Source organism: Herbaspirillum sp. SJZ099, from assembly GCF_007828355.1.
GTDB lineage: Bacteria > Pseudomonadota > Gammaproteobacteria > Burkholderiales > Burkholderiaceae_D > Herbaspirillum.
This window is the reverse complement of sequence record NZ_VIUO01000001.1, coordinates 967,743-992,564: the sequence shown is the minus strand read 5'-3', so window position 1 is coordinate 992,564 and position 24,822 is coordinate 967,743. Positions and strand designations below refer to the sequence as shown.

General features: G+C 64.1%; 27 protein-coding genes and 1 tRNA gene. 9 read left to right on the top strand and 19 right to left on the bottom strand.

The window, feature by feature from the left end; translation table 11 throughout:
• Positions 1-132 precede the first annotated feature (132 nt).
• From clpX to FB597_RS04245, 5 genes are all read right to left on the bottom strand, one after another.
• Positions 133-1,398, bottom strand: a complete 1,266-nt coding sequence (clpX, locus tag FB597_RS04265) for an ATP-dependent Clp protease ATP-binding subunit ClpX (RefSeq protein WP_141916717.1) — start codon at positions 1,396-1,398, stop codon at positions 133-135.
• A gap of 240 nt (positions 1,399-1,638) precedes the next feature.
• Positions 1,639-2,265, bottom strand: a complete 627-nt coding sequence (gene clpP / locus FB597_RS04260) for an ATP-dependent Clp endopeptidase proteolytic subunit ClpP (protein ID WP_141916714.1) — start codon at positions 2,263-2,265, stop codon at positions 1,639-1,641.
• A gap of 50 nt (positions 2,266-2,315) precedes the next feature.
• Positions 2,316-3,665, bottom strand: a complete 1,350-nt coding sequence (gene tig, locus FB597_RS04255) for a trigger factor (RefSeq protein WP_141916711.1) — start codon at positions 3,663-3,665, stop codon at positions 2,316-2,318.
• A gap of 314 nt (positions 3,666-3,979) precedes the next feature.
• Complete coding sequence (locus tag FB597_RS04250) at positions 3,980-4,468, bottom strand: CreA family protein (protein ID WP_144768261.1); 489 nt, start codon at positions 4,466-4,468, stop codon at positions 3,980-3,982.
• Positions 4,469-4,575: 107 nt separating this feature from the next.
• Complete coding sequence (locus tag FB597_RS04245) at positions 4,576-4,770, bottom strand: DUF1653 domain-containing protein (RefSeq protein WP_141916706.1); 195 nt, start codon at positions 4,768-4,770, stop codon at positions 4,576-4,578.
• Between the two features lie 271 nt (positions 4,771-5,041).
• Here FB597_RS04245 and FB597_RS04240 point away from each other — a divergent pair.
• From FB597_RS04240 to hpnC, 3 genes are all read left to right on the top strand, one after another.
• Positions 5,042-5,128 (top strand) — tRNA-Leu (locus FB597_RS04240).
• An 84-nt stretch (positions 5,129-5,212) separates the two neighbouring features.
• Complete coding sequence (locus FB597_RS04235) at positions 5,213-5,494, top strand: hypothetical protein (protein ID WP_141916704.1); 282 nt, start codon at positions 5,213-5,215, stop codon at positions 5,492-5,494.
• A 74-nt stretch (positions 5,495-5,568) separates the two neighbouring features.
• The gene (gene hpnC / locus FB597_RS04230; protein ID WP_144768259.1) at positions 5,569-6,378 is read left to right on the top strand and encodes a squalene synthase HpnC; all 810 of its coding nucleotides are present in this window, start codon (positions 5,569-5,571) and stop codon (positions 6,376-6,378) included.
• A 57-nt stretch (positions 6,379-6,435) separates the two neighbouring features.
• Here the strand turns inward: hpnC and FB597_RS04225 are convergent, their stop codons facing one another.
• Positions 6,436-7,272, bottom strand: coding sequence for an HDOD domain-containing protein (locus tag FB597_RS04225; protein WP_141916699.1), 837 nt, complete (start codon positions 7,270-7,272; stop codon positions 6,436-6,438).
• A gap of 337 nt (positions 7,273-7,609) precedes the next feature.
• On the opposite strand from FB597_RS04225, the gene hpnD reads away from it, so the two are divergent.
• The 3 genes from hpnD to FB597_RS04210 all read left to right on the top strand — a co-directional run bounded on the left by hpnD (position 7,610) and on the right by FB597_RS04210 (position 11,248).
• Positions 7,610-8,443, top strand: a complete 834-nt coding sequence (hpnD, locus tag FB597_RS04220) for a presqualene diphosphate synthase HpnD (RefSeq protein ID WP_141916696.1) — start codon at positions 7,610-7,612, stop codon at positions 8,441-8,443.
• Entirely contained in the window at positions 8,443-9,816 is a 1,374-nt protein-coding gene (gene hpnE / locus FB597_RS04215) for a hydroxysqualene dehydroxylase HpnE (RefSeq protein WP_144768257.1), read from the top strand. The genes hpnD and hpnE overlap by 1 nt, the downstream gene beginning before the upstream one ends.
• Positions 9,817-10,105: 289 nt before the next feature.
• The gene (locus tag FB597_RS04210; protein WP_141916691.1) at positions 10,106-11,248 is read left to right on the top strand and encodes an alpha-hydroxy acid oxidase; all 1,143 of its coding nucleotides are present in this window, start codon (positions 10,106-10,108) and stop codon (positions 11,246-11,248) included.
• Between the two features lie 223 nt (positions 11,249-11,471).
• On the opposite strand, the gene FB597_RS04205 is transcribed toward FB597_RS04210, so the two are convergent.
• The 8 genes from FB597_RS04205 to mltG form a co-directional block, all read right to left on the bottom strand.
• Positions 11,472-12,146, bottom strand: coding sequence for an ankyrin repeat domain-containing protein (locus FB597_RS04205; RefSeq protein WP_144768255.1), 675 nt, complete (start codon positions 12,144-12,146; stop codon positions 11,472-11,474).
• Positions 12,143-12,922: a TatD family hydrolase gene (locus tag FB597_RS04200; RefSeq protein WP_141916686.1), complete on the bottom strand. Its 780-nt coding sequence runs from the start codon at positions 12,920-12,922 to the stop codon at positions 12,143-12,145. Before FB597_RS04200 ends, FB597_RS04205 begins: the two co-directional genes overlap by 4 nt.
• A 49-nt stretch (positions 12,923-12,971) precedes the next feature.
• Entirely contained in the window at positions 12,972-13,520 is a 549-nt protein-coding gene (locus tag FB597_RS04195; protein ID WP_141916684.1) for a response regulator transcription factor, read from the bottom strand.
• A gap of 47 nt (positions 13,521-13,567) precedes the next feature.
• A complete protein-coding gene (locus FB597_RS04190) occupies positions 13,568-14,869 on the bottom strand; it encodes an ATP-binding protein (RefSeq protein ID WP_144768253.1) in 1,302 nt (433 codons plus the stop codon).
• Between the two features lie 76 nt (positions 14,870-14,945).
• Positions 14,946-15,452 carry a GNAT family N-acetyltransferase gene (locus FB597_RS04185; RefSeq protein ID WP_144768251.1) on the bottom strand — a complete coding sequence of 169 codons (507 nt, stop codon included), beginning with the start codon at positions 15,450-15,452 and terminating at the stop codon, positions 14,946-14,948.
• Between the two features lie 100 nt (positions 15,453-15,552).
• The gene (locus FB597_RS04180; RefSeq protein ID WP_141916677.1) at positions 15,553-16,590 is read right to left on the bottom strand and encodes a DNA polymerase III subunit delta'; all 1,038 of its coding nucleotides are present in this window, start codon (positions 16,588-16,590) and stop codon (positions 15,553-15,555) included.
• Between the two features lie 24 nt (positions 16,591-16,614).
• On the bottom strand, positions 16,615-17,223 hold the full coding sequence (gene tmk / locus FB597_RS04175) for a dTMP kinase (RefSeq protein ID WP_144768249.1): 609 nt from the start codon (positions 17,221-17,223) through the stop codon (positions 16,615-16,617).
• Positions 17,224-17,254: 31 nt separating this feature from the next.
• Positions 17,255-18,235: an endolytic transglycosylase MltG gene (gene mltG, locus FB597_RS04170; RefSeq protein ID WP_141916672.1), complete on the bottom strand. Its 981-nt coding sequence runs from the start codon at positions 18,233-18,235 to the stop codon at positions 17,255-17,257.
• Positions 18,236-18,451: 216 nt separating this feature from the next.
• Between mltG and FB597_RS04165 the strand changes: the two genes are divergently transcribed.
• The 3 genes from FB597_RS04165 to FB597_RS04155 are packed head-to-tail and all read left to right on the top strand — an operon-like array spanning position 18,452 to position 20,675.
• Positions 18,452-19,516: a folate-binding protein YgfZ gene (locus FB597_RS04165; RefSeq protein ID WP_144768247.1), complete on the top strand. Its 1,065-nt coding sequence runs from the start codon at positions 18,452-18,454 to the stop codon at positions 19,514-19,516.
• Between the two features lie 20 nt (positions 19,517-19,536).
• The gene (locus FB597_RS04160) at positions 19,537-19,836 is read left to right on the top strand and encodes a DUF4936 family protein (protein WP_144768245.1); all 300 of its coding nucleotides are present in this window, start codon (positions 19,537-19,539) and stop codon (positions 19,834-19,836) included.
• Positions 19,827-20,675 (top strand): NRDE family protein, encoded by an 849-nt coding sequence (locus FB597_RS04155; RefSeq protein ID WP_144768243.1) that lies wholly within the window; start codon positions 19,827-19,829, stop codon positions 20,673-20,675. Before FB597_RS04160 ends, FB597_RS04155 begins: the two co-directional genes overlap by 10 nt.
• 300 nt (positions 20,676-20,975) lie before the next feature.
• Here the strand turns inward: FB597_RS04155 and FB597_RS04150 are convergent, their stop codons facing one another.
• The 5 genes from FB597_RS04150 to FB597_RS04130 all read right to left on the bottom strand — a co-directional run bounded on the left by FB597_RS04150 (position 20,976) and on the right by FB597_RS04130 (position 24,766).
• Positions 20,976-22,298: a dicarboxylate/amino acid:cation symporter gene (locus FB597_RS04150; RefSeq protein WP_141916663.1), complete on the bottom strand. Its 1,323-nt coding sequence runs from the start codon at positions 22,296-22,298 to the stop codon at positions 20,976-20,978.
• 335 nt (positions 22,299-22,633) lie between these two features.
• Positions 22,634-23,053: a GNAT family N-acetyltransferase gene (locus FB597_RS04145; protein WP_144768241.1), complete on the bottom strand. Its 420-nt coding sequence runs from the start codon at positions 23,051-23,053 to the stop codon at positions 22,634-22,636.
• Positions 23,054-23,081: 28 nt separating this feature from the next.
• Positions 23,082-23,516 carry a PaaI family thioesterase gene (locus FB597_RS04140; RefSeq protein WP_144768238.1) on the bottom strand — a complete coding sequence of 145 codons (435 nt, stop codon included), beginning with the start codon at positions 23,514-23,516 and terminating at the stop codon, positions 23,082-23,084.
• Positions 23,517-23,527: 11 nt separating this feature from the next.
• Positions 23,528-23,830, bottom strand: coding sequence for a Dabb family protein (locus FB597_RS04135; protein WP_144768236.1), 303 nt, complete (start codon positions 23,828-23,830; stop codon positions 23,528-23,530).
• 75 nt (positions 23,831-23,905) lie between these two features.
• Positions 23,906-24,766, bottom strand: a complete 861-nt coding sequence (locus FB597_RS04130; RefSeq protein ID WP_144768234.1) for a LysR substrate-binding domain-containing protein — start codon at positions 24,764-24,766, stop codon at positions 23,906-23,908.
• Positions 24,767-24,822 lie beyond the last annotated feature (56 nt).

The following is a 24,822-nucleotide window of genomic DNA, read 5'->3' as shown; positions in this document are numbered from 1 at the left end:
TGAATTGCGCCGGTTTATTTTACCGCGTTTGGCGAATACCGGACTTGATGCGGCCTGTTACTGCGTGGAGCGCCGCACTATGCCGCGGCGCTCCCTTGCTGCTGAAACTGTTTCCGGGAATCCCGCGCCCCCTCAGGCGCCGGAAACCTTCGGTTGGTCATGGTAGATCATCAACGGCTTGGCGCCGTTGGTGATGGTGTTTTCATCGACCACGACCTTGGCCACATTCTGCTGGCTGGGCAACTCATACATCACGTCCAGCAAGGCATGCTCAAGGATGGAGCGCAAACCGCGCGCGCCGGTCTTGCGGGCCAACGCTTTCTTGGCGATCGCATTCATGGCGGCGGGACGGATTTCCAGTTCGGCGCCTTCCATCTGCAGCAGCTTGGCATATTGCTTGACCAGGGCGTTCTTCGGTTCGATCAGGATCTCGATCAGCGCGGCCTCATCCAGCTCGTTCAGGGTCGCAATCACAGGCAGGCGGCCGACCAGTTCCGGAATCAGGCCGAACTTCACCAGGTCTTCCGGTTCGGCGTTGAGCAGCACTTCGGAGGCGGTCTTCTCGGACTGGCTCTTGACGCTGGCCGAGAAGCCGATGCCGCTCTTTTCCGAACGGTCGGAGATGATCTTGGCCAGGCCATCGAAGGCGCCGCCGCAGATGAACATGATGTTGGTCGTGTCGATCTGGACGAAATCCTGGTTCGGATGCTTGCGGCCGCCCTGCGGCGGCACCGATGCCATGGTGCCTTCGATCAGCTTCAACAGCGCCTGCTGCACGCCCTCGCCCGAGACGTCGCGGGTAATCGACGGGTTGTCCGATTTGCGCGAGATCTTGTCGATTTCATCGATGTAGACGATGCCCCGCTGCGCCTTCTCGACTTCGTAATTGCAGTTCTGGAGCAGCTTCTGGATGATGTTCTCGACATCCTCGCCGACATAGCCGGCTTCGGTCAGCGTGGTGGCGTCGGCGATCACGAAAGGCACGTTGAGCATGCGCGCCAGCGTCTGCGCCAGCAGCGTCTTGCCGGAGCCGGTGGGGCCGACCAGCAGGATGTTGCTCTTGGCCAGCTCGATATCGTCCTTCTTGCCCAGGTGCTTCAGGCGCTTGTAGTGGTTGTACACCGCCACCGACAGGATGCGCTTGGCGGTCGACTGGCCGATCACATATTGATCCAGCAGGTCGCAGATTTCCTGCGGGGTAGGCAAATCCGACTTGGCGCCTGGAACAGACTCCACGCTGGCGGCTTCATCCCGGATGATGTCGTTGCACAAATCGATGCATTCGTCACAGATGAATACCGAAGGGCCGGCGATCAGCTTTTTGACTTCGTGCTGGCTTTTGCCGCAGAAAGAGCAATAAAGCAATTTTTCGCCGCTGGAAGATTTTTTCTCGGACATAGAGCTAAAGGAGATAAGTTACGGCCTGATCATACCTGCGAAATGCGGATTCGTCACGGCTTGGTCATTTTCGACCATTCGGCCCAATCCCCAATCCATCACATGGCATTTATATGTCATCTCCGGCCCGATTTATCAAGGAAACAGAGCCAAAAAAGCCGTTCTTTGCGACATTCATAAGAAAAATGCCCGGACGGCAATTCGTCCGGGCATTTTTACGCAGCCTGCTGCAGCGCAAACTCAGGCGCGCTCGTGCAGCACCTTGTCGATCAGGCCATATTCCACGGCGGCATCGGCCGACATGAAGTTGTCGCGATCGGTATCCTTGCTGATCTGATCGACCGTGCGGCCGGTCTTTTCAGCCAGGATATTGTTCAGGCGCTCGCGCAGGTACAGGATCTCGCGCGCCTGGATCTCGATATCCGACGCCTGCCCCTGGGCGCCGCCCAGGGGTTGGTGGATCATGATGCGGGAGTTCGGCAACGAGAAACGCTTGCCCTTGGCGCCGGCGGCCAGCAGGAACGCGCCCATGGATGCGGCCAGGCCGGTGCACAGCGTCGACACTTGCGGCTTGATGAACTGCATGGTGTCGAAGATCGCCATGCCGGCCGAAACCGAACCGCCCGGCGAGTTGATGTACAGCGAAATGTCCTTGTCCGGATTTTCGCTTTCCAGGAACAGCAACTGGGCGACGATCAGGTTGGCCGAAGCGTCATTGACCGGTCCGACCAGGAAAATGATGCGTTCCTTCAACAGGCGCGAGTAAATGTCGTACGCGCGCTCGCCGCGGCCGCTCTGTTCAATCACCATCGGCACCATGCCGAGCATTTGCGTGTCCAGTGCAGACTCCTTGATCAGACCTGTCATGTGTGCATCCTTAGCGTAAAAGTTTTCCGATACTACGCGAGAAAACCGGATTACGCTTGCGCCTGATTGCCCATCAGTTCGTCGAACGAAACCGGCTTTTCCGAAACCTTGGCCTTGCCGAGAACGTAGTTGACGACGTTTTCTTCCAAAACAAGAGCTTCGACTTCGGCCAGGCGGCGGCGGTCGGAGAAGTAGTACTTCAGCACTTGCTGCGGATCTTCGTAGCTTTGCGCGAAGTCTTCGATCTGCGCCTTGACCTGCTCTTCGGTGGCTTCCAGCTTGTTCTGCTTAACCACTTCAGCCAGGATCAGGCCCAGGCGCACGCGACGCTCGGCCTGGGCGGTGAACAGTTCCTTGGGCAGTTGCATGACCTTCGGGTCCATGCCGCGCTGGGCCATGTCCTGCTTGGCCATTTCCGACAGGCGCTCGACGTCCTGTTCGACCAGCGCCTTGGGCACTTCCAGGTCGCTCGCCTTGATCAGCGCGTCCATCACGCTGTCCTTGGTCTTGGCCTTGGTGCGCGCGGTCACTTCGCGTTCCAGGTTCTTCTTGATGTCTTCGCGCATCTTGGCCAGGTCGCCGTCTTCGATGCCCAGCGACTGTGCGAAGTCGGCGTCGACTTCAGGCATGTGCGCCCATTCGACCTTCTTCAGGGTGATGGTGAATTCGGCGGTCTTGCCGGCTACGTCCTTGCCGTGGTAATCCTCGGGGAACGGCAGCGGGAAGGTCTTGGACTCGCCGACCTTCAGGCCGAGGGTGGCGGCTTCGAATTCCGGCAGCATGCGGCCTTCGCCCAGCACGAACGGGAAATCGTCAGCCTTGCCGCCCTGGAATTCGACGCCGTCGATCTTGCCGACGAAGTCGACCGTCACGCGGTCGCCATTCTGTGCCGACTGGTCGGCGCCGCCGTCGCCGTGCGCGCCTTGCTCGCCCTTGACGTGGTAGTGCACGCGCTGCTTGCGCAGGATGTCGATGGTCTTGTCGATTTCAGCGTCGGACACCGATGCGGTGGTCTTCTCGACTTCGGCGCCGGACAGGTCGCCGATGGCCACTTCCGGATACACTTCGAAGGTGGCGTTGAAAGCCAGTTGGCCTTCGCCGGCTTCTTCGCTGGTCTTGGGTTCGATCGACGGGAAACCGGCCACGCGCAGGTTGTTCTCGACCGCGGCGTCGTTGAATGCGCGGCCGACCTTGTCGTTGAGGACTTCGGTCTCGACCTGGTAGCCGAACTGTGCGGCAACCATCTTCATCGGCACTTTACCTGGACGGAAGCCTGGCGCCTTGGCAGTGCGGGCACGCACCTTCAGGCGCTTTTCCACTTCAGCCTGAACATCGGCCAGCGGGAAAGTCAGGGTCATACGACGTTCGAGTTTGCTCAGGGTTTCGACTGCAGTTGCCATTTAAATCGTCCAAATAATTAAGAATTCCGTAAGCCGGAGCATTCGCTTTCCCATCCGCATCGATGTGCCCGGACGAAAAGCGGCCTGCCCGACCGCGCTAAAGCTCTCTATTTTATACGCAAAAACCGCGCGGAGTCCAAAATTGGACGCACGGCCGCGCAAAGCCCATCCCAAATGCCGGCGCTGCCCTGAAACGCAGGCCAAGGCTGGCAGTTGCAAGAATTTCATCGCGCCTGGCAGCGGCCGCCTGCAACGCTGATTTCCGCCGGGCAAGCAGCACCGGCGAGCAGAGCCGGACCACCGCAACGCTTATGTTACTTGACCGGAATCGGCGTCGACGCCGCCACCGGCACGGCCGTGACCGCATTCATCGGGCTGCCGTCGATCAGCTTGTCCGAATAGGTCAGGTAGACCAGGGTATTGCGCTTGACGTCCACCACCCGCACCACATGCAGGCGCTTGAACAGGATCGACATGCGTTCGGTAAACACGTCTTCCTGCAGCGGCAGCTTGCCGTTGAATTGCACCGCGGGCGCAACCTGGCGGCAGGCGATCGACGCTTCCGCCTTGTCTTCGGCAAAGCCGACCGTCCCCTTGACGCCGCCGGTACGCGCGCGGGAGACGTAACAGGTCACGCCGGTCACCTTGGGATCGTCATAGGCTTCGATCACCACGCGGTCGTTCCTGCCCAACCAGCGGAAGGCCGTGCTCACGTCCGCCAGCTCATCTGCCGCCGCGCTGCCTGCCACGACGGCGCCGACACAGAACAAAAGACCCGCCAGGGAATGTACGTTGAGTTTCATGATCATGGATCTCTATATCTGCCAGCTGTGAATGGATGAAAGAAAAAGGCTGCGGCAACAATGTGCCAATGTATCGTCGGCGCCGGCCGCAACCGGCTGTCAGCGAATCAGTCGGCCAGCCGCTCGAAGCGCGGCACTTGCTTGCCGTCGACATCGACCGTCTCATGGAAGACCTCGCGCGGCCGTATCCACAAGCTGCCGTTGGCGGCGCGATAGACCACCATGGGCGTCAGGTCCGACTCCAGCGTGGCTTCGCCGACGAATTCATAGATGCCGCCTTTGTAATGGCGATAGCGTGTCATGGCAATGTCCGAAAAGTGAGATAAACACTGGCGCAACGCCAGGCCCGGCATGGTACTCCCGCACCGGCAAAACGCAACTCCCGGCAGCAGCGCGCAAGCGCGTGCGGCCCCTTGCCCGCGGCGCGCACCGGGTGTTTCCGAAAAACACAGACATGCGCAACGGCTTGCAGTACAATAGCGCGCTTTACGAAAATGCTACCCGCATCGGTAGCGGCAGGCCTGCCGCAACACGGCTTCCAGACTGCTATCGCGCCGATGTCCGACACCTTCAGCGAGGATGGCGAAATTGGTAGACGCACCAGGTTTAGGTCCTGACGCCAGCAATGGTGTGGGGGTTCGAGTCCCCCTCCTCGCACCAGACGATCCCTTGATATTGCATGCCTCCCGGCCCTGAACGATCCAGGCACCCGGAGGCCGTTCAGGCCAGCGCCCAGGAACCACCATGCCGACCCAGGAAGAATTCGACGCCTTGAAGCAAAGCCACAACGCCTTGCTCAACAAATTCATCGAAAACAATACCGCCGACCAGATCCTGTTCTCGACGTTGTTTACCGCCGCCGCGGTGCTGTCCAAGGATGGCCGCCAGTTCACCCAGGGCGCCATGGGCATCGCGCGTTCGCTGGCATCGCAATTGGCGGCCGGTGGCACCATGCCCAAGTCGCTGCTCGACACCGTCGAGACCCGCATCGCCACCATCGAAGCGCTGCTCCAGGACAAGTTCTGAGGTCTCTCCGCCCGCTGCATGCCATGGCGTATAGTCGACCCCACATTTTGCAACGCGAATAGAAAAGCGGCTTCATGGCTGTCGACCACTACGAAAACTTCCCTGTCGCCTCCCTGCTGTTGCCGGCCCGCCTGCGGCCTGCGGTGAGCGCCATCTATGGCTTCGCACGCAGCGCCGACGATATCGCCGACGAGGGCGATGCCCAGCCCGCGCAGCGCCTGGCCGCGCTGCAAGCCTACGAAGAACAGCTCGACCTGATCGCCGGCGCCGGGCATTGCGAGGCCCCCATCTTCCAGCGCCTGCAGCAGGCCATCGGTCAACACCAGTTGCCGCTGCAGCCCATGCGCGACCTGCTCTCGGCCTTCAAGCAAGATGTCGTGACCACCCGCTATGCGCGCTATGAGGATCTACTGGACTATTGCCGCCGCTCGGCCAATCCGGTCGGCGCCCTGATGCTGCACCTGTACGGCGCCCCGACCGAACAGAACCTGCGCGATTCCGATGCCATCTGCACCGCCCTGCAACTGATCAATTTCTGGCAAGACGTCGCCATCGACTGGCAAAAATCGCGCATCTACCTGCCGCTGGAAGACCTGGCGCGCTTCGGCGTGAGCGAGCAAGACATCGCCGATGCCCGGGCAGATGCGCGCTGGCAGGCGCTGATGCAGTTCGAGGTGGAACGCGCGCGCGCGCTGATGCTCTCGGGCGCGCCCTTGACAAAACGCCTGCCGGGACGGATCGGCTGGGAGCTGCGGCTGGTGGTCCAGGGCGGGTTGCGCATCCTGGAGCGCATCGGGCAAGTCAACGGCGATGTATTTCGCCACCGGCCCAAGCTGGGCCGGGCCGATTGGCTGGCAATAGGCTGGCGCGCCCTCACCATGTGACAACGCCCGCCGGGCCATTCCGGCCGGGCGGGCGCAGCAGCGTCGGCAGCTTGTTGATCAGACCAGCAAGGCCGTAGTCAGCGAGCGGATCTGCTCTTCCGAATCGTCCAGCAAACCGCGTAACGACTGGTCGCCGATGTAGTCGTCGACAAGGCTCTCGCCGCCGATGCCGGCTTCTGCCACCGTACGCTGGAACGGCGAAGGCACCGGCGACAACTCCTTGGCCAGCAGCAAGACATCGCCGATGGTGACCGGCGGCAGCACGCGCACGCCATGCCACAAGGATTCGATCGCCTCCGTCACCGGCTGCGGCACCCCCAGCTTCTTGAGCACGGCGCGGCCGATCATCTTCTCGCCATACTCCGCCCAATCCTCGGCCCCGCCCGCCAGCAAATCGGGGAATTCATCGGTGCGCGAGAGCAGGTAAAAACCGCCGACCTCATGGACGATGCCGGCAAACATCGCCGTTTCCGGGTCGCCGTTGGTCAGCTTGGCGGTCAGCACGTGGGCCGTGGCCGCCACGTGGGCGCAGTGTTCCCACAGCTGCGCGGCCTTGATGCGCATGGCCGGGTTGCCGATAGTGCGGCCCAGCTGGCGCACGATGACCGAGGTGGTGATGGTATTGAGGGTGCGAAAGCCCAGCCGCATGACGGCGACGCGCACATTGTTGATCTCGCCGCCGGAGCGGTTGTAGGCGGCCGAATTGGCGATGGCAACGGTGCGCGCCGACACCAGCGGCTCGGCCATCACCAGCTTGGCGGCCTGTTCCAGGTGGCAGTCGGGGTCCGACAATGCCTGCTGCAGCTTGATCGACGCGCTGACGTTGGCCGGGAACACCAGCTCCCCGCGTCCGGCCTGCGATGCGATGTTGCGAAAGATTTCCAGTCTGTCCATGACGTCTCCAGCCTCCCAGGTTATCCGGCGGCATGCTGCAAGGCAGCATGCCGTCCGCGTGCGTTCTTTCTTGTCCGTGCGACCGTCCAGTTGCTTCCATATCGGCAGGAGCCGTCCTGTTTTGACAGGCTTCGCGCATTTTTTACAGCGGCGATTCGATGCATTCGATGCCTTGAGCTTAATGGACATCGATGACCGCCGCAATACGATGGGCCGCGCCGCATTTGCCCTCCTGTGCGCACTCGGCTAGCATAGCGCCTTTGCCGGATTTTGCCCGTCCCGGCGCCAAACGGCCCTCAAAGGCATTTGTACGCCACGCCACCCACCGCCGCCATCCATGTCTCCAGACGAATACTGCCAGCAGAAGGCCGCCGCCAGCGGCTCCAGCTTTTACTACAGCTTCCTGTTCCTGCCGCCGGAACGCCGGCGCGCGATCACGGCGCTGTACGCTTTCTGCCGCGAAGTCGATGACACCGTCGATGAAATCGAAGATGCGATGGTGGCCCGCACCAAGCTGATGTGGTGGCGCAAGGAAATCGCCGCCATGCTGGAGGGCGCCCCGACCCACCCGGTGACCAAGGCCCTGCATCCGCACGTGGCCGTCTACCAGCTCAAGGGCGAGCACCTGCAGGCCATCATCGACGGCATGGAAATGGACCTCGACCAAAGCCGCTATCTCGACTACCCCGGCCTGCAGCGCTATTGCTGGCACGTGGCCGGCGTGGTGGGCATCCTCTCGGCCAGCATCTTCGGCCATACCCAGGGCGGCACCCTACTCTACGCGGAAAAGCTGGGCCTGGCCTTCCAGCTCACCAACATCATCCGCGATGTCGGCGAAGACGGCCGCCGCGGCCGCATCTACCTGCCCGTCAACGAACTGCAGCAATTCAACGTCACCGCCGCCGACATCCTCCACGGCCGCCATAGCGACCGCTTCGAGGCACTGATGAAATTCCAGGTGCAGCGCGCCCAGGCCATCTACGACGAAGCCTTCGCCCTGCTGCCCAAGGAAGACCGCCGCGCGCAGCGCCCCGGCCTGATGATGGCGGCGATCTACCGCACCCTGCTCGACGAAATCGAGCGCGACGGCTACCAGGTGCTGAGCCAGCGCATCTCCCTCACGCCCATCCGCAAGCTGTGGCTGGCGTGGAAAACCTACGTATTCGGCTGATGCCCAACCACTCCGCGCGCCACTATGCGCGCCACTACGCCGTCATCGGCGGCGGCTGGGCCGGCTGCGCGGCGGCCGTCACGCTGGCGGCGGCCGGCCGCCGGGTCAGCCTGTTCGAGGCCGGCAAGATCCTCGGCGGACGCGCGCGCCGCGTGGAGATCGACGGCCGCACGCTGGACAACGGCCAGCACATCCTGCTGGGCGCCTATGGCACCTCGCTCAAGCTGATGAAGCAGGTCGGCATCAAGCCGGCCGCGGCCTTGCTGCGCCTGCCGCTGCAGATGCGCTATCCGCTGCAAGCCGGCGGCGAAGGCATGGACTTCGTCGCGCCGCGCCTGCCGGCGCCGCTGCATATGGCCATCGCGTTGCTGCGCGCCAAGGGATTGGGCAAGGCAGACAAGATGGCGCTGGCACGCTTTTCCACCAGCGCGCGCTGGATGGGCTGGCAGTTGCACCAGGACTGCAGCGTGGCCGAACTGCTGGAACGCTTCGAACAAACGCCGCGCCTGATCCGGCTGATGTGGAACCCGCTCTGCATCGCGGCCCTGAACACGCCCCCGGAACGGGCCTCGGCCCAGGTATTCCTGAACGTTCTGCGCGACAGCCTGGGCGCGCGCCGCGCGGCATCCGACATGCTGATCCCGCGCATCGACCTGAGCGCCCTGCTGCCGCAGGCTGCCGCCGCCTACATCGAACGACGCGGCGGGCAAGCCATCGCCGGCGCCGCGGTCGCCGGCCTGCACGCCAGCGGCGCGGCCGGCGCCTGGCGCCTGGAAGACCGCCAGGGCGGCAACCTTGGCGAATTCGCCGGAGTCATCGTCGCCACCGGCCCCGATGCCGCCGCGCAATTGCTGGACGGCGCCCAGGGGCTGGATGGCGCTTGCGACACCGGCGCCTTGCATGCGCTGGCGTACGAACCGATCACCACCTGCTACCTGCAATACGCGCCGGCACTGCGCCTGCCGCTGCCGTTCTGCGCGCTGGCCGACGACGGGCAGCGCCGCGCCTGGGGGCAATTCGTCTTCGACCGCGGGCAACTGAGCGCCGATGCGGCCGATGCCGGACTGCTGGCGGTCGTCGTCAGCGCCGCCGGCCAGGCCATCGCCGACGGCCACGCAGCGCTGCTGGACGGCATCGCCCGGCAATTGGCGGCCGACTTCGGACGTCCCGAGTTGTCCGTTCCGCAATGGGGCAAGGTCATCACCGAAAAGCGCGCGACATTTTCCTGCACGCCGGGGCTGCAACGGCCGACCAATGCCGGCCTGCCGCCCGGGCTCGCGCTGGCCGGCGACTATGTGGCGGGCGACTACCCGGCCACGCTCGAAGGCGCGGTGCGCAGCGGCATCGCGGCCGCCCGGGCCATGCTGGCCTGAGGCGGATGCCAAAGCAGATGCCAACGCGGATGCCAACGCGAATGCCGCACCGGGAAAATCCGCATCCACATCATCCAAAACCCATAGCGCAGCGCAGGTTGGGCCACTATCCCGGCAACCCGGGGCCATATAAAATTTTCATGGATCGGCGGAAAGGGATTCACCCCACGCATCGCCGCTTTGATCTAGCATACGGACAAGCTCGGAGCAGCCCCGATTCCGGTTCGTGCCGGCGCTCCAACCCGCCCCGCGGCCATGTGCCGCGTTTCATTTTTACGGAGAAAACAATATGCCGGTCATGACCTGTGTCGAAGACTTTCGCCTGCTTGCGAAAAAACGGGTTCCCAAGGCCTTCTACGACTACGCCGACAGCGGCTCCTATACCGAGAGCACCTACCGTGCCAACAACGACGACCTGGCTGCGCTGAAGCTGCGCCAGCGCGTGGCGATCAATGTCGACGAACGCAGCACCCGCAGCACCATGATCGGCCACGATGTCACCATGCCGGTGGCCATCGCCCCAACCGGCCTGACCGGCATGCAATGGGCCAACGGCGAAATGCTGGGCGCCATCGCCGCCGAGAAGTTCGGCATTCCCTTCACCCTGTCGACCATGAGCATCTGCTCCATCGAGGATGTCGCCAGCGTGACCACCAAACCGTTCTGGTTCCAGCTTTACGTGATGCGCGACCGCGGCTTCGTCAAGTCGATGATCGACCGCGCCAAGGCCGCCAAGTGCTCGGCCCTGGTGCTGACGCTGGACCTGCAGATCCTCGGCCAGCGCCACAAGGACCTCAAGAACGGCATGTCGGTGCCGCCCAAGCTGACCCTGGATACCCTGCTGGACCTGGCCAGCAAGCCCGGCTGGGCGCTGCGCGCGCTGGGCGGCCGCAAGACCTTCGGCAACCTGGCCGGCCACATCAACGGCGGCAACAGCGGCAGCGGCGTGCAAACCCTGTCCAAGTGGACCGCCAGCCAGTTCGACCCGACCCTGAACTGGGACGACGTCGCCTGGATCAAGGAACAATGGGGCGGCAAGCTGATCCTCAAGGGCATCCTCGACGTCGAAGATGCCAGGATCGCGGCCCAGACCGGCGCCGACGCGCTGGTGGTCTCCAACCACGGCGGCCGCCAGCTGGACGGCGCGATGTCGTCGATCCAGGCGCTGCCGGCGATTGCCGAAGCGGTCGGCGACCAGATCGAAGTCTGGTTCGACGGCGGCATCCGCTCCGGCCAGGACATCCTCAAGGCCGTGGCGCTGGGCGCCAAGGGCACCATGATCGGGCGCGCCTTCCTCTACAGCCTGGGCGCCATGGGCGGCGAAGGCGTCTCGCAGATGCTGGAAATCCTGCGCAAGGAACTGGACGTGAGCATGGCGCTGACCGGCACCAAGGACATCAAGGACGTCGGCCGCCAGATCCTCGTGCCCTGATTCCTCACAAGAAGCTGCAGCCAATAAAAATCCCGGGCGCCGCAAGGGGGCCCGGGATTTTTTGTATCAGGAAAAACTGTCCAGAAATAGTACCGCCGTCGCCCTGACGAAGGTCAAGGCCCAGCGTCGTTCAGCGGCCATCGGGATACAACGAAAGACACTGGATTCCGGCTTTCGCCGGGACGACGATTTGCAGAGTACCAGGGCTTAACTGAACGGCGGCTCAGGAACGCGGCTTTTCCTGCAATACCCCGATTACTTCGGTCTGCCCGTAGCGCCGCGCCAGGTCCAGCGCGGTCAGGCCATCCTTGTTCTTCAGCGTGAGGTCGGCGCCGCCGTCGCGCAATGCCGCGACCGCCGCCACCCGGCCGCGCATGGCGGCCAGCATGACCGGGGTCATCTGCTCGTCCGGCGACTCGGCATCGATGTAGGCCGACGCTTCCAGCAGCAGGCCGACGATTTCGGCATTGCCGTTGATGGCGGCGTAATGCAAGGGCGCCCAGCCCGGCCGGTTGACCTCGACCTCGCGCGACAGCAGCAGCCTCACCACCGGCACGTTGCCGTAGAAGGCCGCCAGCATCAGCGGCGTATCGCCGTTGGTGGCTTGCGCCTCCAGGTTGACGTCAGGCGCGTTGACCAGCAGGTCGAAGGCCTGCATGGAATCCTCGCGGATGGCCAGCATCAGGCCGGTATAGCCGCGCTTGGGTTCGATCAGGTTGGGTCCCATTCCCCGCTGCATCAACTGCTTGAGGAAATAGACATTGTCCATGCGGATCGCCTGGAAATAGTCTTCATAGGCGCCGGCCCGGGCCGCGCCCGGCAGCAGCATGGAGGTGTACAGCAATACCCGGCCGAAACGGCCGAAGCGGGAACGGATCTTTTCCAGCAAAGACGTCATGGCGCGATTCCAAACAGCTTGAAGAAATTGTCGCTGGTCTGGCGTGCGACTTCGGCGGCGGAAATGCCGCGCAGGTCGGCGATGAATTCGCCGACGTGGCGCACATAGCCGGGTTCGTTGGTCTTGCCGCGGAACGGCACCGGCGCCAGGTAGGGCGAATCGGTCTCGATCAGCATGCGCTCCAGCGGAATGGTGCGCGCCACCTGCTGCAGCTCCTTGGCCGACTTGAAGGTGACGATGCCGGAAAACGAGATGTAAAAACCCAGTTCGATGGCGGCATCGGCCACTTCCTGCGACTCGGTAAAGCAGTGCATCACGCCCGCCGCGCCGCCGGCCGCCGGGCTGGCGCCTTCTTCGCGCAGGATGCGGATGGTGTCTTCCGAGGCCGAGCGGGTATGGATGATCAGCGGCTTGGCCGTGGCGCGCGAGGCGCGGATATGCGTGCGGAAACGCTCGCGCTGCCATTCCAGGTCGCCTTGCAGGCGGTAGTAGTCCAGCCCGGTCTCGCCTATGGCGACGATGCGCGGATGGTCGGCCAGCCTGACCAGTTGCTCGACGTCCGGCTCGGGCGTGTCTTCATAGTCGGGATGCACGCCGACCGATGCGTAGATATTGGGATATTGCTCGGCCAACGCCAGCACTTGCGGAAAGTCAGGCAGGTCGACCGATACGCACAAGGCATGGCTGACCTGGTTTTCGGCCATCTTGCCGAAAATCTCGGGCAAGCGCGCGGCGAGATCGGGAAAATTGATGTGGCAATGGGAATCGATGTACATGGGCACTATTGTAAAGCGATGCGTCCCCGCCTGGGGCTTTGACGGAATGCTACTTCGCCACCGGCCGCTTGGCGAGCTTGCGCTGCAAGGTGCGGCGATGCATGTTCAGCGCGCGGGCGGTGGAAGAGATATTGCCCTCGTGCTCGGCCAACACCCGCTGGATATGCTCCCACTCCAGGCGCTCCAGCGACAGCGGAGCCGCCTCGTCGGCCGGCGGGGCGATGCCGGGCGCCGCCTCCCGCGCATCCCCGTGGGCCAGCGCCGACAGGATGGAGTCGACATTGGCCGGCTTGGACAGGTAATTGTCGGCGCCCGCCTTGATCGCCTGCACCGTGGTGGCAATGCTGGCATAACCGGTCAGCACCAGCAGGCGCGCATCCGGCAATGCCTGGCGCAACGGCGACACCCATTGCAGGCCGGAATCCTTTTCCAGCTGCAGGTCGATGGTGGCGTAGTCGAAGCTTTCCCTGCGCGCCGCCGCCAGCGCCTCCTCGCCGCTGTGAGCCACAGTGGCGCGAAAACCCCGGCGCGTGAGCGAACGCGCCAGGGTACCGGCAAAAACGTCGTTGTCGTCGAGGATCAGGAAAGCGGCGCTCATCAAAAAATCGGGAACCTGTCGTTATCGATACGTAAAACCAAACCGCGTCAGGATACAGGAAACTGCAATTCAGCCACCGTGCCCGCCCCCGGCGCCGAACGCAATTGCAAGCGGCCGCCCATGTGCGCCGCCGCGGCGAAGGCCAGCATCAGGCCGATGCCTTGCCCGCCGGAACGGCTGTCCACCGGCATGCGGCCCAGACGCGCCAGCAATTCGGGAGCGATGCCGCAACCGTTGTCGGCAACCCGGATGATAGCCGTCTTTCGCCCCGCCTTGGCCGCGGCGCTGTCGTCGGCGGCCAGCGACAGGCGCACTTCGCCATCGGCGTTGCGCGCCTTGATCGCATGCGCTGCATTGTCGAGCAAGGTCAGCAGGATCTGCGACAAGTCCTGCAACTGGCCCGCAGCCGCGCCTTCCCAGCGCAGGTCGGCGGCCAGCGGCACGGCCGGATGGCGCAGGCGCCAGCCGTCGATCAGCGTTGCCAGCCACGGCCCCAGCGCGGCAGTCCGGTCGGCCTGGGCATCCGCATCCAGGCGCATGCTTTCCAGCGCGGCCTTGCAGACGGCAATCTGTTCCTCGATCACGCGCAAGTCTTCCTGGTACGGCGCCAGCGCGGCGTTGCCGGCCATGTCGCGCCGTATTTCACCGACGATCACGGCCACGGTGGACAGCGGCGTATTGAGCGCATGCGCCGCGCCGGCGGCCTGCGTGCCCAGCGCCAGGATGCGCTGGCTCTGCAACTGGCGTTCGCGCGCCAGCGCCAATTCGCCGTCGCGCGACCTGACGGCTGCGGCAATGCGGGTGACGAACCAGGTGATCAGCAGCGCCGAGATCGAGAAGTTGATCCACATCCCGGCCAGGTGGTAGGCCATCGCCTGCCCCTGGTCGTGGATGTGCAAGGGCTGGTAGAAGTAGACCAGCCCGGAATAGGCGGCCAGCGCGCACAGCGCCAACGCCAGGGCATACGGCCAGGCCAGCGTCGCCGCCCCGGCCGCCAGCGCCGGCAGGTAGAACGAAACAAACGGATTGGTCGCTCCCCCCGAGAAAAACAGCAGGGCCGAGAGCACGGCGATATCCAGCAGCAGTTGCAGGAACAGCTCGCCCTGCCCGGCCGGCGACACCCAGCGCATGCGTCCCCAGGTGGCGGCGTTGATCAGCACCTGCAGGCCGATCAGCGCCAGCAAGGCCGGCAGCGGCAAGGCGATCTGCAACCAGAAATGCGCGCCGGCCAGTACGAGCAGTTCGCCGGCGATGGTGGCCCAGCGCATCCAGAACAGGCGCGCCAGGATCTGGTGCTGCGGCAAGACAGGCACGCCGCCGGAGAAGAGAAAGGGAAAGGAAGGCTGCATGGCCCGATTATAAATGTCCGCCAGCGCAGCGCCCTGGGTGCCGGGCATGTCCGCAACGGCGCATGCCCGGCAGCGATCAGGCCACTCGCTTGCCCAAGATCACCAGGTCGCGCTCCACGCCATCCAGCGTCGCCACGCGCGGCATATGGGCCCAGCGTTCGAAAGCGAAGGCTTCGAACAGCTTCAGGCTGGGCGCGTTATGGCCGAAGACGAAGCCCAGCAAGGTATGCACCTTGATCTGCGGCGCATGGGCGATGGCCTGCTCCAGGAAATAACGCCCCAGGCCCTGGCCGCGCGCCTTTTCATGGATGTAGACCGACAACTCGGCGGTGCCGGCATACGCCGGGCGGCCATAGAAATTGGAATAGGACAGCCAGCCGAGGATGTCGCCATCGCGCTCGGCCACCCATAGCGGGCGCTTGCCCGGTTCGTGGTCGTCGAACCAGGCCTGGCGCGACTGGACTTCGACCGGTTCGGTATCGGCCGTGACCTGGCGCGAGGCGATGGTGCTGTTGTAGATGGCGACGATGGCCGGCAGGTCGCCCTGGACGGCGAGGCGATGGGTGTAGTGGGAAGCGCTCATGATAAAAACAAGGGAAACAAAACAGGAATGCCGGCCGGCACGGCCATTAATCAATCAATGAGCGATGACCGATGACCGCTGATCGGTCATCAATCATCGGTCAGTCGAACAGGCCGGCGTAATCGATCAGCATCTCCTCGATGAACAGCTTGGCCGACAACGGATGGTCGGCGATAGCGCGGCGCTCGCCCATGCCTTTGATCGCGCGGGAGATGGCAATGGCGTCGGCGCGTTCGGCCAGCCGGCCCAGCTCTTTCGCATAACGCGGGTAATAACGGATGTGGCCGGCGGACTTCAATGAGAACAGGTCGTACAGCCAGCGCTGCACCCAGCCGACCAGCTCGGACACCGGCGCCTTCTGCAGCTTGTCGGCCGTGCGCAATGCGCCATCCACGCCGGGCTGGGCCAGATGGCGCAACAGTTCGTCGAGCGCCTCGCGGCTGTCGCCCTGGGCCGCTTCCAGCGCCGCCAGCGGTGCGCCGCCCTGTTCGGCCAGCCAGGCATCGGCGTCCTTGACGCCCTGCTCCTTGAGCCAGGCCAGCGCGGCCTCTCGCGGCGGCGCCGGCAGGGCGAACTTGCGGCAGCGCGAGAGGATGGTCGGCAACAGCCGATCCAGGCGGTTCGACAGCAGCAGGAACATGGTGCCCGGCGGCGGTTCTTCCAGCGTCTTGAGCAAGGCGTTGGCGGCGGCGGTATTGAGCGCTTCGGCCGGGTACAGCATCACCACGCGCAAGCCGGAGCGGTGGGTAGAGACGTTCATGAAGTCGGCCAGCGCGCGGATCTGGTCGATCTTGATTTCCTTGGAGGGCGTCTTGCTGGCCTTGGCGCTTTTCTTTTCCTCGCCGCCCTCGTCGTCGGCGATTTCGTCTTCCAGCGCCTCGGGCCGCACGCGGCGGTAGTCGGGATGGTTGTATTGCGCGAACCAGTTGCACGAAGCGCAGGCGCCGCAGGCATGCGCCTCGGGTGTCGGGGTCTCGCACAGCAGCGACTTGGCGAAGGCTTCGACGAAGACGGTCTTGCCGGTGCCTTGCGCGCCATAGAACAGCAAGGCGTGCGGCAGGCGTTCGCGCAACTGCTGCAGTTGCGTCCAGCTCTCGTGCTGCCAGGGCAGCAGCGTTGAATCAGTGGGTGTGCTCATGGAATGGCGATCTCAATCTCAGCCTCAGAGGGCCGCGACGATGCCGCGCAGCTCTTCCCGGATCTCGGGGATGGGCCGGGTGGAATCGATGATGCGAAAGCGCGCCGGAAATTCGGCGGCGCGGCGCAGGTATTCGGCGCGGGTGGCGGCGAAGAAGTTGCTTTTCTCCTGCTCGAACTTGTCCGGCGTGCGCTCGGCATCCAGGCGCGCGCGCGCCACGTCGAGCGGCACGTCGAACAATAGCGTCAGGTCCGGTTGCAGATGCGGATGGACCCAGCGCTCCAGCGCGTCCAGCTTGTCCAGCGGCAGTGCGCGGCCGCCGCCCTGGTAGGCGAAGCTGGCATCGGTGAAACGGTCGGAGATCACCCAGTCGCCGCGCGCCAGCGCCGGCTCGATCACCTGCGCCAGGTGTTCGCGGCGCGAGGCGAACATCAGCAAGGCTTCGGTTTCCAGGTGCATTTTCTGGTGCAGCAGCAGTTCGCGCAGCTGTTCGCCCAGATCGGTGCCGCCCGGCTCGCGCGTGGCGACCACGGTCAGGCCGCGCGCGCGCAGCTGCTCGGCGACGAATGCGATATGCGTCGACTTGCCGGCGCCGTCGATGCCTTCGAAGGTAATGAATTTGCCTGATGCCATGAAGGGATCGCTGAATGGATAAGTGAAGGAATCAACGCTGGTAGCGGTTGACGGCCTGGTTGTGTTCGTTGAGGTTGCTCGAAAAATGGCTGGTGCCGTCGCCGCGCGCGACGAAGTACAGGGCCTCGGTCTTGTCCGGGTTCATCGCCGCCGCCAGCGAGGCGGCGCCGGGCAAGGCGATCGGCGTGGGCGGCAGGCCCGAACGGGTATAGGTGTTGTAGGGCGTATCGGCCAGCAGATCGGCCTTGCGGATCTTGCCCTGGTAGCGCTCGCCCATGCCGTAGATCACGGTGGGATCGGTCTGCAGCAGCATGCCTACCCGCAGGCGGTTGACGAACACCCCGGCCACCATGCCGCGTTCGGATTTCTGGCCGGTTTCCTTTTCCACGATCGAGGCCATGGTCAGGGCTTCGTAGGGCGTGCGGTACGGCAGCGACAGGTCGCGCTTGCTCCAGGCTTCGTTCAGTTTCTTGTTCATCAGGGCGAACGCCTGCCTGTAGACCTGCAGGTCGCTCGCGCCCTTGGCGAAAAGATAGGTATCCGGGAAGAACAGGCCTTCCGGGTGGGTATATTCGGTCGTCAGCTTGGCCAGTACCTGCTGGTCGGTCCAGGTGATGGTGTCGTGCTTGAGGGCCGGCTGTTCGGCGATGGCGCGGCGCATCTGCTTGAAAGTCCAGCCTTCGATCACGGTCAGCGCCTCCTGCGCGAACTCGCCGCGCACCAGTTGCTGCAGCAGGCGGGCCGGCGTGTAGCCGGGCTTGAGCTCATAGCTGCCGGCCTTGATGCGGCTGCCCTCGCCGCTCAGGCGCGCATACATGGTGAACAGGTCGGGGTTGATCGGCACGCCCGCCGCCGCAATCTGCTGCGAAGCGCCCGACACGCCGCTGCCCGGCGTGATGGTAAAAGCGATGGCCTGCCCGGTCGCATCGACGATGGGCTGCTTGGACCAATAGAGGCCGGCTGCCGCCACCAGGGCCGCCAGCAAGAGCAATGTCACAAATAACTTCTTCATACCAAATCGAAAATCCCTGTTTCCTGACGCGTTTTTTCGGACATCACTATAATCGAGGCATCAATGATAATCGCTGGCACGGCAGTTGCCTAATTTGCCTGCCGCGCCGGCATCTTTCGGCTGCGATTCGAAGAATTTGCGACAATTTATGACAATTGCAGCGGCAACCGGCAAGCAACACTTCTATCGCACGTTTAAACCGTGCGTAAATTATTTATGACTGAACTGACCGCCTCGACCTCCGTCTGGCTCGACTTCCTCAAACAGCAAGGCGCCCGCTTCGACGCCGACGGCGCCGAACTGCTCGGTTTCGGCGCCGCGGCGCCCGCGCCTGAGAGCCTGGAAAGCTTCATGGCGCCGCTGACCGGCCTGGGCATCATCGGCGTGGCCGGCGACGATGCCGCCAGCTTCCTGCACAACCAGCTCACCAACGACGTGGAGCACCTGGACACCTCGGCCGCCCGCCTGGCCGGATATTGCTCGCCCAAGGGCCGGCTGCTGGCCAGCTTCCTGATGTGGCGCAATCCCGAGTTCATCTTCCTGCAACTGCCGCGCCCGCTGCAGGCCGCCATCCAGAAGCGCCTGCAGATGTTCGTGCTGCGCGCCAAGGCCAAGCTGTCCGACCAGGGCGCCAACACCGCCATCATCGGCCTGGCCGGCCCGGCGGCGAACAATGCGCTGGCCGAGTGGTATCCGGTGCTGCCGGCCGCGCCGTACGCCAAGATCGACAACGCCAACGGCACCCTGATCCGCCTGGCCGATTCCGCCGGCAGCGCGCGCTACCAATGGATCACCACGCCGGAGATCGCCATCGCCGCCTGGCCCAGGCTGTGCCAGCACCTGACGCCGACCGGCCCGCAAGCCTGGCGCCTGTCCGACATCCGTGCCGGCGTGCCGCAGATCACCGCGCCGACGCAGGAGCAATTCGTGCCGCAGATGGTCAACTTCGAGCTGATCGGCGGCGTCAATTTCAAGAAAGGCTGCTACCCCGGCCAGGAAATCGTGGCGCGCAGCCAGTACCTCGGCAAACTCAAGCGCCGCACCATGCTGGCGACCGTGGACAGCGATGCCGCGGCGGCCGGCAACGAGGTGTTTGCCAGCGCCGATCCGGCACAACCCTGCGGCATGGTGGTCAATGCCGAGGCGGCCGGCCCAGGACGCTCGCTGGCACTGGTGGAAATCAAGCTGGCGGCAGCCGACGGCCCGGTCCGCCTGGGTTCGGCCGATGGCCCCACCCTGCACTTCCACGACCTGCCCTACGAACTGGCCGATCCGCAATAAGCGGACCACGCCCCCAGGCCATGGATCTCTACATTTACTACCGCGTCCCGTCCGCGCAAACGCAGGCGCTGCAAGCCAGGCTCAAGGACGTGCAGGCGGCGCTGCTGGAGCGCTTCGGCGTGGCCGGCGGCATCAAGCGCCGCCCGGGCGAGCAAGACGGCCGGCAGACCTGGATGGAGGTCTATGAACATATCCCATCCGGCCAGGAAGACGGTTTCAGCCGCGCGCTGGAACAGGCCCTGGCCGATGCCGGCATCCCGGCCCTGATCGACGGGCCGCGCCATGTGGAACATTTCGAGGATGTCGCCCTATGTGCCTGATCATCTTCGCCTGGAAAGTCATCCCCGGCATGCCGCTGATCCTGGCGGCCAACCGCGACGAATTCTATGCCCGCCCGACGGCCGATGCCGGCTGGTGGAGCGATTATCCCAAGGTGTTCGCCGGCCGCGACCTGCAAGGCGGCGGCACCTGGCTGGGCACCACCCGCGACGGCCGTTTTGCCGCCTTGACCAATGTGCGCTCGCCGTCGGAACGCCGCGCCGATGCGCCGACCCGCGGCCTGCTGGTGTCCGACTACCTGGCCGGCGACATGGCGCCGGACGAATACCTCAGGCACATCGAGCCCACCGCCCAGCGCTACAACGGCTTCAACCTGCTGGTGGGCGACCGCAACACCATGCTGTGGTATTCGAACCGCGGCCAGGACGACGCCCGCAACGGCAAGCCGCTGGATTACGGCGTCTACGGCCTGTCCAACGCCCTGCTCGACTCGCCCTGGCCCAAGGTCACGCGGGCCAAGGCGCAGTTCGCCAGCCTGCTGTGCCAGGGCGCGCCGGAAGAGACCTTCTTCGAGATGCTGACCGATGCCACCCGCGCCAACGACTGCCGCCTGCCCGATACCGGCGTCGGCCTGGAAAAGGAGCGCATGCTCTCGCCGATCTTCATCCGTTCGCCGGACTACGGCACCCGCTGCTCGACCGTGTTGCGCGTGCCCATCGTGGGCGAGCCGCTGCTGACCGAACATGTCGTCGACCCGATGGCCGTGCAATATGCGGCCGAGCCCCGCACCGACGCCAAATGCAAGATCCCCTGCAAACCCGGCGTGCAGCCCGCCGCCGAAGAAACCACGACCGCCGGCAAGACCATCGACGGCATCTGAAGGCATGATCTGAAGGCATGGCCGGGCTGCACAGGGAAGATTCCCACAAGAAATAAGCAAATCGAATATCTGATATTTGAAAGATAAATTGGCCTGATTTGATGCGCAGCAGTAAAGTTGCACCTGTCTCCTCCAATTTCCTCCTTAAAGAATTGGATTCAAGCCCACACCGCAAGGTCGTGGGCTTTTTTTTCGCCTGCACGCGGCCTGTTGGCGCCGCACCAAAAAGAAAAGCGGACCGAAGTCCGCTTTTCCGCTTGCCGGCCATCCCGGCGGCGCCGTTTCCGGCCCATCCGGGGATCAGTTGTGCATCTTGGATTGCGTGCGATCCAGCACGGCTTCCGGTGCACTTGCCTCCTCGTTGGTCTCATTGTTCAGCGCCGCCTGCAGGCGCTTCTCATCCAGCTCTCCACTCCATTTCGCCACGACCAGGGTCGCCACGCCGTTGCCGATGGTGTTGGTCAGCGCGCGCGCTTCGGACATGAAGCGGTCGATACCCAGGATCAGCGCCAGGCCCGCCACCGGCAAGTGGCCTACCGCCGACAGCGAGGCCGCCAGCACGATGAAGCCGGAGCCGGTGATGCCGGCCGCGCCCTTGGAGGTCAGCATCAGCACCGCCAGCAGGGTCAGCTCCTGGACGAAGGTCATCGGCGTATTGGTCGCCTGGGCGATGAAGACCGCCGCCATGGTCAGGTAGATCGCGGTGCCGTCCAGGTTGAACGAGTAGCCGGTGGGGATCACCAGGCCGACCACGGTCTTCTTGGCGCCGGCGTTTTCCATCTTGGCCAGCATGCGCGGCAGCACCGATTCCGACGACGAGGTGCCCAGCACGATCAGCAGTTCTTCCTTGATGTACTTGACGAACTTCCAGATCGAGAAGCCGTGCAGGCGGGTGATGATGCCCAGCACCACGAAGATGAACAGCAGGCAGGTCAGGTAGAAGGTGCCCATCAGCTTGCCCAGCGACAACAGCGAACCGACGCCGTACTTGCCGATGGTAAAGGCCATCGCGCCGAAGGCGCCGACCGGGGCCACCTTCATGATGGTGCCCACCACCGAGAACAGCACGTGCGAGATCTTTTCGATGAAGTCGAACACCAGGGTGCCGCGGCCGCCGAACTTATGCAGCGCGAAACCGAACAGCACGGCCACCAGCAGCACCTGCAACACATCGCCCTTGGCAAAGGCATCGAACATGCTGCTGGGAATGACGTTCATGATGAAGTCGGTGGTGCTGCCCAGCTTGCCCGGCGCGGTGTAGGCGGCAATGCTCTTGGTGTCCAGCGAGGCCGGGTCGATGTTCATGCCGGCGCCCGGCTTGAGCACATTGACCAGCACCAGGCCGATGATCAATGCCACGGTACTGACGATTTCAAAGTACAGCAGGGCCAGGCCGCCGGTCTTGCCGACCTTCTTCATGTCTTCCATGCCGGCGATGCCGATCACGACCGTGCAAAAGATCACCGGCGCGATGATCATCTTGATCAGCTTGACGAAACCGTCGCCGAGCGGCTTCATGGCTTCGCCGGTGGATGGGTAGAAATGGCCCAGCAGAACGCCGATCGCGATGGCGACCAGGACCTGAAAGTAAAGCGACTTATACAAAGGCTGTTTCGCCGTCATTTGTCATTCTCCAAAAAACATCAATTTCCGGCCTGCCCCGGGTAGGTATGGCGTCAGGCGCCGGGCAAACCGCCGGCCCGTCGCGGTTCGTCGCCCGCGCAGGCCATTTCGCGTCCGGGAGGCTCCTCCTCCCCGGTTCGGGCGCAAGTATGTATCAGAGCGGGCCCTGGCCGGTATTGTGGGAAACCACATCGGCGGACAAAGACGGCTCATCCCGGGCTATTGCACCGGGGGAAACGCACCGGAATGGGAACGGGAAGGCGATTCGCCGGCCGCCATCGGGCGATGGCGCCGGCAACGAGGCATGCTTACCGGGGCTGCTTACCGAGGCATGCTTACGCCAGGCTGGCGCGCATGGTGATGTGGGGAATGCCCGCCTCCATGAACTCTTCCCCTTCGCGGGCAAAGCCATGGGCGACGTAGAACTGCTCGGCGTGGGTCTGGGCGTTGAGGATGACCTCCTTGTCGCCGCGCGCGCGGGCCGCCCCGATCAGGGCCTGCAATACCGCCCCGCCGACGCCCTGGCCGCGCCCGGCCTTCAATACCGCCATGCGGCCCACATGGCCGTCCGGCAGCAGGCGGCCGGTGGCCAGCGGCGAACCGTCCTCGGCATAGGCCACGGCATGCACGCACACCGCATCCATCTCGTCGAGCTCGATCTCGGCCGGCACTTTCTGTTCGTCGACGAAGACCTCGAAACGGATCGGCTGCGCGTGGGCGCGTAGTTGCTCCCAATTGCCGACGATGATTTTCATTGGCGTCTCCCTGCGCTTGGCTGTTGCATTACTCATGGTCGAGCTTCCTGCCGATGTCGAGCCGGTGGATCAGCTTGAAGGTGCCCATGGCCTTGGCCACCAGCTTGTCGCCGTTCCACAGCTCGGCCTGGCAGAAGCACATGGTGGTCGAGCGATGATAGGTATGCCCGCGCGCGACGATGGTCTCGCCCGCGTGGCCGGCCGGCTGCAGGAAGCTGCTGCTCATCTCCACCGTGGCCGACGACTTGGCATCCGGCACGCCGGCGCGCGCCGACAGGCCCATCGCCACATCCATCAGCGTCATCGAGATGCCGCCCTGGGCCACCTGCCAGCTGTTCATGAATTCCGGCTTCAGGCGCAGCGCCATCACGGCGCGGTCGTCGCCGTATTCCAGCACCTCCACGCCGAGTTCGTGCAGATAAGGATTCCCCTGCGGGAACACATCGGTCAAGGCAAGGCTCATCGTCTGGCCGCTCAGATTTCGTAATCCATGCACTGGCGCGCTTCGCGCACCGCGCCGATGAAGGGCTTGATGGCCACATGGTCGGGGTGCTCCTGGTAGGCATCCAGCGCCGCGCGCGACTCGAACTCGGAGTACAGCACCACGTCGTAGGTCGCTTCCAGGCCGGGTTGGGCCACCATCGCCTCGAACTTCAGGATGCCGGGCACCACGTTGGCGCAACTATCGAGCAGCGCTTTCATCTTGACGATGTTGGTGGCGCGGTCGGCGCCTTCGGCTTGCTCTTTCAACTTCCACATCACGATATGCTTGATCACGTCCGGTCTCCGATGACTTTCTTGGGCAAACCGTAATGATAAGCGAAAGGCCTCTTTCCGGCAGGGAACTGCGCCTCAGCCGCGCGCCGCGATCTTCATGAAGGAACCGACCAGCCGCCCCTCGCGCCGCTCGGCCAGGCAGTACACATAGGTATGCGTGCTGACCGGGTCGCCCTCGATGCGCACCATGCGAAAACGCGGGTCCGGCACGAACTCCGCCTCCGACACCGTACCCAGCCCCAGCCCGCGCGCCACCGCCTCGCGCAGCGCTTCGCGGCTGCCGATCTCCATCACCACCCGCGGCGCCACGCCGGCATCCTGCATGGCCTTCTCCAGCGCCAGGCGCGTGGTCGAGCCCTTCTCCCGCATCAGCATCGGCTGCCCGGCCAGCTCGGCAAGCGCCACCGATTCGCGCTTGTAAAAGGGATGGCTGCGGTGCGCGAACAGCACCACCGCGTGGTCGGCATAAGGCACCGCGAAAAAACGCGCATCGTCGGTGAAGCTGGCCAGCACCGCCACATCGGTGACGTAGTTCTCCAGGTCGGCCAGCGACTGCGCCGAATTGCCCAGCTTGATCGACAGCTCGACCTTGGGAAAACGCGCCCGGTAGGCATCTACCATCTCAATCACATGGAACGGCCCGACCGCGCCGATGCGCAAGTGACCCACATGCAGCGCGCCGGAATTGACCAGCAGGTTCAGCGCATCCAGCTCCAGCTCGGCGATGTTCTGCGCGATCGGCAGCAGGCGCTGCGCGGTCTCGGAAAGGTCCAGCCGGCGCCCGCGGCGGAAGAACAGCTCGACATTGTGCTCGCGCTCCAGCAATTGCACCTGGGTGGTCAAGGTCGGCTGGCTCACGCCCAGGGCGCGCGCCGCGGCGGAAAAACCGCGGTGGCGGGCCACCGCCAGGAAAGCGCGCAGTTGCGAAGGAGTCATCTATAGCTCCAATCAATAGTTGACGGTATTTTTTCGGATTATATCGATAATACAGC